This window comes from Soonwooa purpurea (assembly GCF_053891095.1).
The window spans coordinates 1-12,076 of sequence record NZ_JBSSMA010000012.1 but is presented as its reverse complement, the minus strand read 5'-3'; the positions used below and the strand labels follow the sequence as shown (position 1 = coordinate 12,076).

Genomic DNA, 12,076 nt, shown 5'->3' with positions numbered 1-12,076 from the left:
TCTTTAGTTTCTCAGTTTTTGAGAAAGGGAGGCAAAAGTACGGCTATTTTTTGAATCGTGAAAAGCCTACACAAAAAAACCACTTCTTTTGGAAGTGGTTTCGTATGTTAAGATGTGAAAGTTGGATTATTTACCTTCTTCCATTCTCTTTTTCAATTCTGCTAAAGCATCGATATCTCCAAGAGTTGATTTTTCTTCACCAGAAGTTGCAGCAGGCTTAGCCTCTTTTGCAGCTTTTTTCTCCTCATCTCTGAAGATTCCTGTGTGAGATACAACTACTCTTTTGAATTCTTTGTTGAATTCGATTACTTTGAACTCAGCAGTTTCACCTTTCTTAATTTTAGATCCGTCTTCCTTCTCTAATAATCTTGATGGGCAGAATGCTTCAACCTCAGCATCTTCGAACTGTACAGAAGCACCTTTATCATGTACTTCTACTGCATTACCAGTGTGAACTGTTCCTTCAGCATATTTAGTTTCGAATTTATCCCAAGGGTTTTCAGTAAGTTGTTTGTGGCCTAATGATAATCTTCTCGCTTGAGTATCTAATTCTAATACTACAACGTCTAATTTATCTCCAACAGCACAGAACTCAGATGGATGCTTGATTTTCTTAGTCCAAGAAAGATCAGAAATATAAATTAATCCATCGATACCTTCTTCTAACTCTACGAATACACCAAAGTTAGTGAAGTTTCTTACAGTACCTACATGCTTAGAACCTACTGGATATTTAGCTTCGATATTTTCCCATGGATCTTTAGAAAGTTGCTTCATACCTAGAGAGATTTTTCTCTCTTCTCTATCTAGAGTAAGTACTTCTGCTTCTACCTCGTCACCAACTTTCACGAAATCTCCTGCAGATCTTAAGTGTGTTGACCAAGACATTTCAGAAACGTGGATAAGTCCTTCTACACCTGGAGCGATTTCTACGAAAGCACCATAGTCAGCAAGAACAACTACTTTTCCTTTTACTTTATCACCAACTTTAAGGTTAGCATCTAGAGCATCCCAAGGATGTGCTTCTAATTGCTTCATACCCAATTGGATTCTTGTTTTCTCATCGTCGAAATCAAGGATAACCACTTTCACTGTTTGTCCATCTTCAAGGATTTCTGATGGGTGGTTAACTCTAGACCAAGAAAGGTCAGTGATGTGGATAAGTCCATCAACACCTCCAAGATCGATGAATACACCGTAAGAAGTAATGTTCTTAACAGTACCTTCAAGAACTTGACCTTTTTCAAGTTGAGCGATAATTTCTTTTTTCTGACCTTCGATGTCAGCCTCGATAAGCGCTTTGTGAGATACAACAACGTTTTTGAACTCAGGGTTGATTTTAACCACTTTGAATTCCATTGTTTTACCAACGTACTGATCGTAATCTTTAATTGGCTTAACATCGATTTGAGAACCTGGTAAGAATGCTTCGATACCGTGTACGTCAACGATCATACCACCTTTCGTTCTAGACTTAACAAAACCGTTAACGATTTCTCCAGTTTCGTGAAGTTCGTTTACTTTATCCCAAGCTTTAAGCGTTCTTGCTTTTCTGTGAGAAAGTTGTAATTGTCCAGATTTGTCTTCTCTTCTGTCAACCATTACTTCAACCTCATCACCTACTTGTAAACCTTGGTTGTAACGGAATTCGTTAAGAGAAATAACACCTTCTGATTTGAAGTTGATATCAACGATAGCTTCTTTGTCTGTTAATCTTACAACTTTACCAACGATAACGTCGTTTTCGGCAAGATCGTTAAGAGAACCATTGTAGATTTCTTCTAATTCTTTTTTCTCTGATCTGTCATTAGCATCAAGACCTGACTCGAAAGACTCCCAATCAAATTGTTCTGGTGCTACGTTTTGGTTTAATAAAACCTCTGCTGAATTTGTCTCTTTTGACATAATTCTAATTTTAATTTGTATTCCGTTTTTCTAAAAGCTTCGGCTAAATATAGACTTTCCGAAAAAATGGAAGATGTTAGTTTTGAATAATTTAAGCCTGCCGAATTCACACTATAAAAAGTGGTGCAAAATTACAAATAAATATTAAATCTAACTAATTTTTGTACAATTTTATCAAAGCTATTTTCATTCCTAATAAAATAGAAAAAAGTAACAGCAATATTAAATTGTAAGCATCCTTTTCTAGCTTTAAAATTCGAAAATAAATCCTAAATATGGTAAGGTTGATTGATTATCTTGATTGCTAGAGATCAATTCATATTTCTGATCTTGCAACGGTGCATTAGGATTAGAAATCACACCTGTACCATCTGCATTTCTTAGGATATTAACGACTGGTAAATTACTTGGATTATTGGATCCATAAACATTTACAACATCCATATAAGCGGTAATTTGCCATTTATTAAACACCCATTTCTTTTCTACACGAATATCCAATTGATGAACTACTTTTCCTCTAATTGTGTTTAGCAAAGTAGTGTTATAGATAGGTCCGTTTGCTATGTCCCATATTGTAACTAGAGAACTTCTGTTAAAATCATATGGTGTTTCGGGAAATCCACTTTGCAGCCTAAACCTAGCACCAACGTTCCAATTTTTTTTAAAATATTTCCCAGCAGTAACGCTCGCAATATGCCTTGTATCCCAAGCAGAAGGAATTAGTCTGTTATCTTCATTTGAAAATTTTGAATAACCAAAAGTATACGAAACAATTCCATAAAAATCATTAGCGGTTCTCTTTTGTGCTAAAAATTCTACACCATAAGTTTCACCTCTGGATCGAGCATCTAATGGTTCTGCACCCACAACACCATAACCTCCCAAAGTATTGGCTAAGCTGTAGGAATTCCTTAAAGAAAAAGGATAATTAGAATATTTTTTGTAATAGCCTTCCAATGTCAATCTTACATCATTTTTCGCATTATATTCAGTGCCGAAGACGATTTGTTGATTTTTAATATATTTTAATGTCTTTTTATTCGTTAAGTCATCATCTATACGAAAGCCTAAAGCGGTAAAAGGTGGCAATTGGTAATAAATACCTGTATTGAAATTCAATGCCCATCTTTTACTGATCTCATAACGCATCGATAATCGCGGTGAAAACTGCTGTAATGGATTTTCCATTAATTTTGAATAATCGCTAGCATCCCATCTCGCCCCAAAGGAAACATTGAGAGCATTGTCAAAAAACTTATTAGATACTTGGACAAATGCTCCATACTGCATCAAATTTAATTTTGTAGTATAAACATCATCATAGACGCCTGTAGTTGTTACATTTTTGTTGTAGGATTTATTAAAATAATATGAATACCCAACATTAATCCCTGTACTCCATTTATAACTTCCAACACTCCAATTCCTGTCGAGTCTTAGCTTGTGCTCTATTTCTTGAGAATGGTAATCTAAAAGCAAATTTTCTGGGCTTTCACTATTTCTAAAATATTTTTCCGATTTATTATCCAACGTATTTCTACTGAGAGTGAAAAGCCAATTGCCATTATTCACCAAATGCGAATATCCTAATCCAAATGTATAATTCCATTGTGGAGAAACAGGAATCCTATCAAGTAAGGCTAAATTGGATGCCGTCTTTTCGGCATCAAGATTTAACTTAAATTGATCAATAGCACCAATTCCGAGAAAATAAAGCTCGTCACCTGACCTAAATTTTTTTGAAATTTTAAAATTCGAATCATAATAAGACGGTAAAAAAGGCAGTCCAATAGCTTTGAAAAGCAATTGCAGATTAGATTTTCTGATAGAGAATAGACCTGTCCACGATTGATCTTTACTCAACGGTCCATCAGCCATGAATTGCATATCATCAATTCCTAAAACAACTTTATAACCTAATTTATCTTTTCTGGCTTTTTTAAAATTAAATTCGAACAAAGATGACATTACAGCATTTCGTCTAGCAGGAAAGGCACCACTATAGAAATCTACATCTCTAATAAAATCAACGGTGATAATGCCGCGTGGTCCCCCAGAAGCCCCTTGAGTCTGAAAATGGTTAATCGTAGGAACCTCAATTCCGTCAATATAAAACTTGTTCTCTAACGATGAGCCTCCCCGAATCAGCAGATCATTTCTAAAACTAGAAGTATTGGCAACACCAGGTAGTGACAACAAAGCTTTGGAAATATCCCTGTTAGAGCCTGCATTTTTTTGAACTTCTTCACTAGTGATATTCCTTAGCGATACTGGACTTTCTGATGTTGTTTTATATTTTTTAGCATTTACTACAACTTCAGAAATCTCGTTAGCCTTGTCCAAATTATTAATTAGTCCAATAGAATAATTTAATTTTTGATTTGGAACAATATTAACATCGTAGAGATAAGTGCTTTCATAACCTACAGCTGAAATCGCAAAACTAAAATTTCCTACTTGTAGTGAATCAATACTTATTTCTCCATATCCTGATTTTTCTGATTGGGTGTTAATTACGCTAACTTTACCTTCTAATGCTTTCTTAGAAAACTGATCATAGAGCGAAATTGTAATACCTCCTATTTGTGCTTTAATACAAATTGACGATAAAATTACACATATAAAAATGTAAAATTTATTATTCAACATGCTTATATATTTTTATTATATTAACCACGATTATTACTTATCAATATGCAAATATACATCTACTAGGACGAAAAGGCATTTATAAAATATGACTTGTCACTTACAGATAAAATTATTTATCTTTGAAAGCTCGATTGAACCAATGAAAATTAATCTTCCTGACAAACTCTATTATTCTATAGGCGAAGTTGCCAAAGCATTTGACGTCAACACCTCTCTCATCAGATATTGGGAGCAAGAATTCCCTATTATAAAGCCTAAAAAAAATAAAAAAGGAAACCGATACTTCACACCAGAAGATATTAAAAACCTGAAAATGATTTATCATCTCGTTAAAGAAAAAGGCTATACTCTCGATGGTGCGCGCATCGCTTTAACAACAAATACCAAAATCTCGGAAACCATCACTTTAATCGACCGACTCGAGTTTGTAAAAGCGGAGCTTAAAAAACTTAAAAAATCTTTGGACAATATCCCAGAATAAAGAATGTTAAGCAAAGGCTCTTTTTTCATATAAAACTCAAGCATTTATCATAATAATTTCTTATTCAATCTTTTACATAGAAAAATATTATAGAAATTAAAAGTTTTCATTAAAATTTTGTGTATTTTTATTACTAAACACAAACGACATGAAAACGCAACTTCCCTATCAAATGAGACGCAAACAAATTTTTGCTTTAATATTAAGTGGTTTGTTTCTTTTAGGCTTTCAGATAACATTTCATTTTTATAAAAAACATTCTTATCTAAATAAGGACAATATTGATAATCTTCAATTTGTTACTACAGAATTTTTAGAAAAACCAATTAAAAATTTTGACCCAAATGCATTGGACGCAAAAGATTGGCAAGATTTGGGATTCTCCGAAAAACAAACTGCCACGATTCTGAAATACAAAGATTTGGTCGGAGGAACTTTCACATCCAAAGATCAACTTAAAAAGTGCTATGCAATTTCTGAAGAAAAATTCAAAAGTCTAGAAGCCTATATTGTATTAGAAAATGCTGATTTTAATGAAAAAACCACGAAACATTCGACCTCAAAAAAACTAAATATTTCTGGAAAATTCAATCCTGACCAATTATCACAACAAGATTGGCAAAAGATGGGATTTTCTGAAAAACAAGCAGCTGCCATTCTCAAATATAAAAACTATCTCGGCGGCAGTTTTGTAAGCAAGGAAAAACTAAAAGATTGTTTCATCATCAATGACGAGCAGTTTTCTCAAATGAAATCCTATCTTATTCTTCCAGAAAAAACGCCCGAAAATTTCAATAAGTTTACGAATCATTCACCTTCAAAAACAAAAATAAATTATCAGAAATTCGACCCTAACCTCTTAGATGTTAAAGCTTGGCAAAGTTTGGGCTTCTCTGAAAAACAAGCACATGTCATCGTTAATTATCGCGAGAAAAACCTGAAAGGAAGCTTCCGAACATTAGACGACATTAAATCTTGCTTTGTGATTTCCGAAGAAAAATTTGAGGACTTAAAACATTACATTATTCTGAATCCCGATAATTTTAAAAATTCAAATACCGAAAAAACATTTGATAAAATTGTGCAACAAACGGATTTTACAAGTTTAGATTTAAATAAAATTAGTTTTAAACAGCTTATTGAATTTGGCTTTGATGAGCGTGCTGCGGGAAGTTTTGTAGGATTTCGGAAAAAACTGGGTGGATTTGTCAACACACAACAAATGCTAGATACTTATAATATTGATAAAGATTTGATGCAAAAATTGATTAATACTTGTAAATTTTCTACCGATGATGTCCAAAAATATTCCTTAGTGGACGCACCAGAAGATTGGTTAAAAAGTCACCCTTACTTTAAATATTCTGCAGATAAGATCATTTTTTATCGAACAACTTATCCGAATGACGACAAAATTTGGAAATTCCTGAAGCTAAAACCAGAATACGAAACCCGAATGCGTTGGTATATCAAATAATTCTTGATTCTTGATTCTTGATTCTTAATTCTTAAAATAGCTTATAAAGTTTTTGAAGATCCTTCAAGAAGTTGATTGAGTTCTGACAGTTCCTCTTTTGTCAAATCGCGCCATTTTCCCAAAGGCAAATCGAGGTTGATATTAAGAACACGAATACGTTTCAGTTTTTTCACATCATAGCCAAGATATTCACACATGCGACGGATTTGTCGATTAAGACCTTGTGTCAAAATAATCCTGAATGTCATGGTATCGATCTGGTCAACCACACATTTTTTTGTCACAGTATCAAGAATCGGAACGCCATTTCTCATTTTATTAAGAAAAGTTGGCGAAATGGGTTTGTTAACACGCACGATATATTCTTTCCCGTGGTTGTTTTTGGAACGAAGAATTTTATTAACAATATCGCCATCGGACGTCAACAAAATAAGACCTTCGCTCGGTTTGTCAAGTCTACCAATTGGGAAAATACGTTTGGGATGATTAATATAATCGATAATATTATTCTTTTCGCGCTGCGTATCGGTTGTACAGACAATTCCGACAGGCTTATTGAACGCGATATAGACATGCTGTTCTTCGGTTTTGCGGATAGAAATACCATCAACAAAAATTTCATCTTGGTCCGAAACTTTTGTTCCCATTTCTGGAACTTTCCCATTAATTGTAATTCGGCCTTCTTCTAGAAGTTTGTCCGCTGCTCTTCTAGAACAATAACCAACCTCTGACAAATATTTATTAATACGTGTTTTTTCCATTTTTTTTGTTTATAAATCTTCAAATTTATAATCGTTATCCAGGTATTTTTCGGAGGCATTTTCAATTAAAAAATCACCAATTTTTGTTCTTTTTAATTGTGTTAAATAAGCGCCAACACCCAATTCCTTGCCAATATCGTGTGCCAAACTACGGATATAGGTTCCTTTGGAACAACCTACGGTAAAACTTACCAAAGGAAAATCAATATGGATATCTATAATATAATGAATCGTGGTTTTTCTGGATTTCATTTCCACTTCTTCTCCTGCTCTTGCGAGATTGTAGGCACGTTCGCCATCAATTTTTATTGCAGAAAAAATGGGTGGTTTTTGCTCTATTTCTCCAACGAATTTTGATAATGCTTCATGAATATTTTCTTCTGTGATGTGTGAAAAATCCTGATGTTGTATTTCTGGTTTTTCGGTGTCGTAAGATTCTGTCTGAGCACCGATTTTTATTTCGGTCCAATATTCTTTTGGAGCATCTTGGATTTCGGGAATCTTCTTGGTAAACTTTCCGGTGCAAACAATTAAAAGTCCTGTAGCACGCGGATCCAAAGTCCCGGCGTGACCGATTTTAAATTTTTTGGGAAGTTCTTTAAACTCTCTTTTTAGTTTGTATTTGAGTTTATTAACCGCTTGAAAAGAAGTCCAATCCAAAGGTTTGTCCACTAAAAATATATAACCTGATTGTAATTGTTCGGAAGTCACTTTTGGAAACTTGATAAATATTAATAATTATGTCTTAGCTCTTGATTCTTGGCTCTTGATTTTTGTTTCTACAACTTCTCAAGTGTTTTGGAATCTGCAGCCCGACTTGAGCGGAGCTCTTTCTAATATGGGGTGGCTGAGCGGAGCCGAAGCCTCTCCAATATTAGAAAAGCGGGAGCGGAAGGCGGAAAAGCTGCCCAAAAAAAATTATTTACTAAAGAATTGGAAATAAATCAACAATGCGATACCAACAAATATCCTGTACCAACCCCAAGGTCGGAAACCGTATTTATTCAACAAACCAATGAAAGATTTTATGGCGATAAGCGCCACAACAAAGGCTACAACATTCCCCACTACAAAAGCTATAATGTGATCTTGTGACGACAATATCATCTCGTAGCCCTTCATCACATGGTCTGTACCTTTACCCCAAGTTTTTACAAATACCGAATAAACGGTCACTGCCAACATCGTAGGAACTGCCAAAAAGAATGAAAATTCTGCCGCTGCTTTTCTTGTTAAACCCTGTGTCATCCCACCGATGATAGATGCTGCGCTGCGGCTTGTACCAGGCATCATCGCCAGACATTGCCAAAAACCAATGATGATTGCTTTTTTGATGGTAATTTCTTTTTCGTCATTTATTTTTGGATTTTTGAACCAACTGTCAGCAAACAATAAAATAATTCCACCTAAAACTAAAACTGATGAAATCGCAATTTGGTTACCCAAAACAGCTTCAATTTTATCATCGAATAAATATCCTAATGCCAAAGCTGGAATTACTGCGAAACCAAGTTTTAAATAAAATTGTAAATTGTTAACATCAAAAAACTTTTTCCAATAAGCTACCACAACGGAAAGAATTGCCCCAAACTGAATGGAAACCTGGAACATCTTGAGAAATTCTGTTTCCTCCATACCCATAAGATTGGCAGCAAAGCCCATGTGGGCGGTTGAAGAAATTGGAAGATATTCGGTAAGTCCTTCTACAATAGCTATAATTATTGCTTTTAATAATTCCATCCTTTTATTTTAATTAAATTGAAAAAACTTTGAAAAAGAATAGACTTCTCCAAAGTTTTTGATGCGGTTATAATTGTAATAAAAATTATTTTTTGTCACGTTTCAAAATGGCGTACACCTGAATTACAAATCCTGCAATTACCAAAAGTGGCGCAATTCTTATTCTACGAACCGAGAAAATCCCTTCGTTCCAGTAGTTAGGATCGAATTTGCCTTCTGGTGTTGTATTGGCATCTGCGCCCATCATCAGAACAAATCCTAAAATGATGCAAGCCAAACCGATTAACATCCATTTGAAGTTGGATTTTCCGAAGTAGAAATTATTTTCTTTTGGCGTAGTCGGCGTGGAAGCTGGGCTCCCGTAATTGTCTGCCGAAAGTTTATTTTTTTTTGCCATAATTATGAGTAATACAAATCATCAACATGAGATCTTAAAAATCTCCAAGTTGCAAAGATAGTACTTAGAACTGTTATTAAAATACCGACACCTAATACACCTAAAGCTAATAATAGATACTGATTAGAATCATTCACAAAAGAAGTCCCGATTTGGTCTGTGAAGAAATACCAAAGTCCTCCCAAAGCTGCAAGTCCTATGAATGAACCTAGCAATCCTAAAACTACTGCTTCGATGATGAAAGGTTTCAAAATAAATCGACGCTTCGCACCAACCAACTGCATGGTTTTAATAATAAAACGTTTTGAGTAGATTTTTAGACGAATAGAATTATTAATCAACACCATTGCCAAAACTAAAAACAATATTGAAAATCCAAGAATCCATTTGAGAATTCTATTCAGATTATTGTACACATATTTGGTCAACGTATCGTCGTTTTTCACTTCTTTGATGCCTGGTACTTTTGACAGTTCCAAAACCACCTGATCCATCTTTGCTGGATCAACATATTCAGGCTTCAACGATACTTCAACAGAAGCTGGAAAAATATGAGCATCGAATAAAGCTTCGGAATCGATTCCCATACTTTTTTTGGCTTCAACAGAAGCTTGCTCACGCGAAATAAAAGTTGCTTTTTTCACAAAAGGTAGTGCCTTGATAAGTTCGTAACTTACCGCGTTGTCTTTTGCAATTTTAGCAGAATCTTTAACATCGAGTTGTTCGTCAAAATAAGCCTGAACAACCAATTGTTCTTTAATATAATCCGAATATTTTTGAGCATTTATAAGGATTAACCCAAATAAGCCCACAAGAAAAAGAACTAAAGCAATACTAATAACTACGGTAATGTTACTGGATCGTAATCTACTTTTGTTAATATCCTCTACAGTCTTTGGCATTAATGAAATTTTTCTGCTAAAATAGAAAATAATATTCACTTAAGCCTTGAAAATAGGGCAAAGTATTGTTAATAAAATCATAAAAAGAAAATTATAACTTCAATTTCTAAGATTTTTAATTGGGGCAATCCCGCAAAATCCCAGTCTTAATCCTTGCTATTTTGCGGTCGGGCTGTCCGCTATTATCTTTTGGTTTTGTCGTTCGGACGGCTCCGCTACGCTCCGCCGCCTCACGCCAAACCCAAAAGGATAGCCGCTACCATCCCTATTGCGGGATTTGTCAACAGAAGAAAAATTCTGTGATTCAATAAAAATATCAGTTAATTAAAATATCTTTGCAACATGAATGTACGCGCCAAAAAACACCTCGGTCAGCACTTTTTAACCGACCAAAATATTGCACGAAACATTGTAGATGGACTTTCCTACCAAGGCTACGACCAAGTTTTGGAAGTTGGTCCTGGTATGGGTGTTTTGACCAAATTTTTATTAGACAAACCCACAGAAACTTTCGTTGCCGAAATCGATACAGAATCTATCGACTATCTCAAAATACATTATCCAAAACTGGAAGAACAACACTTTGTAGGTGATTTTTTGAAGATTGACATACCAACAGTATTTGGAAAACAATTGGCGGTAATCGGAAATTTCCCTTATAATATTTCGTCGCAAATTTTGTTTAAAATTGTTGATAATTACGAGTATGTTCCTGAGATGGTAGGCATGTTCCAAAAGGAAGTTGCTGAGAGGACTGCCGCAAAACCAAGAACCAAAGATTACGGCATTTTGTCGGTAATGATACAAGCTTATTATGATGTGGATTATATGTTCACGGTTCATGAAAACGTTTTCAACCCACCACCGAAAGTAAAATCTGGCGTTATTCGTATGCTGAGAAATCCAAAAGAAGGATTAGCAGGACATGAGGAATTGTTCAAAAAAATTGTGAAAGCTGGTTTCAACCAAAGAAGAAAAAAATTGAGCAATGCTCTTAAAGTTCTGAACATTCCGGAAGCAATAAAATCACATGCTTTTTTGGACATCCGCGCTGAGGAATTATCGGTTGCTGATTTCATCAGTTTCACCAAAGAATGGAAAGAGGCTTTGTAATTTTTACTACAAGTTTTTTAATGTAACGTCCTGAAAAAATGATACAGGATTAGACTAATAAAACTTTATTTTAAACAGTACATATATTCGTATTTGTACTGTTTTTCTTTTTGTACGATTTTGGTATTAATTCTTGTTGTTGGTGCATTTGCATCGGTGTTAAATAATAGTTTGACAAATGCGGTCTTAACTCATTATAGACCTTTACGGTTTGTTTGACCAAAATCTTTCTTGTATTCAAATCTACATTAAATTTATCAATATCATATTCCTGTTTTAAAATTCCATTGATTCTTTCGGCTATGGCATTCTCATAAGGATCTGATTCTTGTGTCATACTACAACGGATTTTATGCTTTTTCAATAGCTTTTGATAATCATCGGAACAATATTGTAAACCTCTGTCTGAGTGATGAATAAGACTCTTCGGATTTTCTTTTTTCAATGCCATTTTTAGAGCATTTAAACAAGATGCTGTAGCCAAAGAATCCGACACATCAAAGCCTACGATTTTCTTAGAATAAGCATCGGTTATCAAGCTTAAATAGGCTGGATTTTCTCTGTTTCCCAAGTAAGTTATGTCTGATACCCAAACATTATTAGGCTTTTTGTATTGATAATCTTTAATCAAATTTTTATGTTTTT

The 12,076-nt window shown here is 34.4% G+C and carries 11 protein-coding genes; 3 read left to right on the top strand and 8 right to left on the bottom strand.

Annotated elements, in window-relative coordinates:
• Nucleotides 1-126: 126 nt before the first annotated feature.
• Complete coding sequence (rpsA, locus tag ACVFVN_RS11305; RefSeq protein WP_165132262.1) at nucleotides 127-1,905, bottom strand: 30S ribosomal protein S1; 1,779 nt, start codon at nucleotides 1,903-1,905, stop codon at nucleotides 127-129.
• A 249-nt stretch (nucleotides 1,906-2,154) separates the two neighbouring features.
• The gene (locus ACVFVN_RS11300; RefSeq protein ID WP_456235330.1) at nucleotides 2,155-4,557 is read right to left on the bottom strand and encodes a TonB-dependent receptor plug domain-containing protein; all 2,403 of its coding nucleotides are present in this window, start codon (nucleotides 4,555-4,557) and stop codon (nucleotides 2,155-2,157) included.
• A gap of 142 nt (nucleotides 4,558-4,699) precedes the next feature.
• Between ACVFVN_RS11300 and ACVFVN_RS11295 the strand changes: the two genes are divergently transcribed.
• Together ACVFVN_RS11295 and ACVFVN_RS11290 are read left to right on the top strand one after the other, a co-directional pair.
• Nucleotides 4,700-5,041 carry a MerR family transcriptional regulator gene (locus ACVFVN_RS11295; protein ID WP_165132268.1) on the top strand — a complete coding sequence of 114 codons (342 nt, stop codon included), beginning with the start codon at nucleotides 4,700-4,702 and terminating at the stop codon, nucleotides 5,039-5,041.
• Nucleotides 5,042-5,189: 148 nt separating this feature from the next.
• Nucleotides 5,190-6,518 (top strand): hypothetical protein, encoded by a 1,329-nt coding sequence (locus tag ACVFVN_RS11290; protein WP_456235329.1) that lies wholly within the window; start codon nucleotides 5,190-5,192, stop codon nucleotides 6,516-6,518.
• A 41-nt stretch (nucleotides 6,519-6,559) separates the two neighbouring features.
• Here the strand turns inward: ACVFVN_RS11290 and rluF are convergent, their stop codons facing one another.
• From rluF to ACVFVN_RS11265, 5 genes are all read right to left on the bottom strand, one after another.
• The gene (rluF, locus tag ACVFVN_RS11285) at nucleotides 6,560-7,279 is read right to left on the bottom strand and encodes a 23S rRNA pseudouridine(2604) synthase RluF (protein ID WP_456235328.1); all 720 of its coding nucleotides are present in this window, start codon (nucleotides 7,277-7,279) and stop codon (nucleotides 6,560-6,562) included.
• Nucleotides 7,280-7,288: 9 nt separating this feature from the next.
• Entirely contained in the window at nucleotides 7,289-7,990 is a 702-nt protein-coding gene (truB, locus tag ACVFVN_RS11280) for a tRNA pseudouridine(55) synthase TruB (RefSeq protein WP_456235327.1), read from the bottom strand.
• Between the two features lie 207 nt (nucleotides 7,991-8,197).
• On the bottom strand, nucleotides 8,198-9,019 hold the full coding sequence (locus ACVFVN_RS11275; protein WP_456235326.1) for an undecaprenyl-diphosphate phosphatase: 822 nt from the start codon (nucleotides 9,017-9,019) through the stop codon (nucleotides 8,198-8,200).
• Nucleotides 9,020-9,104: 85 nt separating this feature from the next.
• Complete coding sequence (locus tag ACVFVN_RS11270; protein WP_165132283.1) at nucleotides 9,105-9,416, bottom strand: DUF3098 domain-containing protein; 312 nt, start codon at nucleotides 9,414-9,416, stop codon at nucleotides 9,105-9,107.
• Between the two features lie 2 nt (nucleotides 9,417-9,418).
• Nucleotides 9,419-10,318 carry a cell division protein FtsX gene (locus ACVFVN_RS11265; protein WP_165132286.1) on the bottom strand — a complete coding sequence of 300 codons (900 nt, stop codon included), beginning with the start codon at nucleotides 10,316-10,318 and terminating at the stop codon, nucleotides 9,419-9,421.
• Nucleotides 10,319-10,660: 342 nt separating this feature from the next.
• Between ACVFVN_RS11265 and rsmA the strand changes: the two genes are divergently transcribed.
• Nucleotides 10,661-11,431, top strand: a complete 771-nt coding sequence (rsmA, locus tag ACVFVN_RS11260; protein ID WP_165132289.1) for a 16S rRNA (adenine(1518)-N(6)/adenine(1519)-N(6))-dimethyltransferase RsmA — start codon at nucleotides 10,661-10,663, stop codon at nucleotides 11,429-11,431.
• 70 nt (nucleotides 11,432-11,501) lie between these two features.
• Here rsmA and ACVFVN_RS11255 read toward each other — a convergent pair.
• The coding region (locus tag ACVFVN_RS11255) for an IS3 family transposase (RefSeq protein WP_456235325.1) at nucleotides 11,502-12,076 on the bottom strand (575 nt) is incomplete at its 5' end.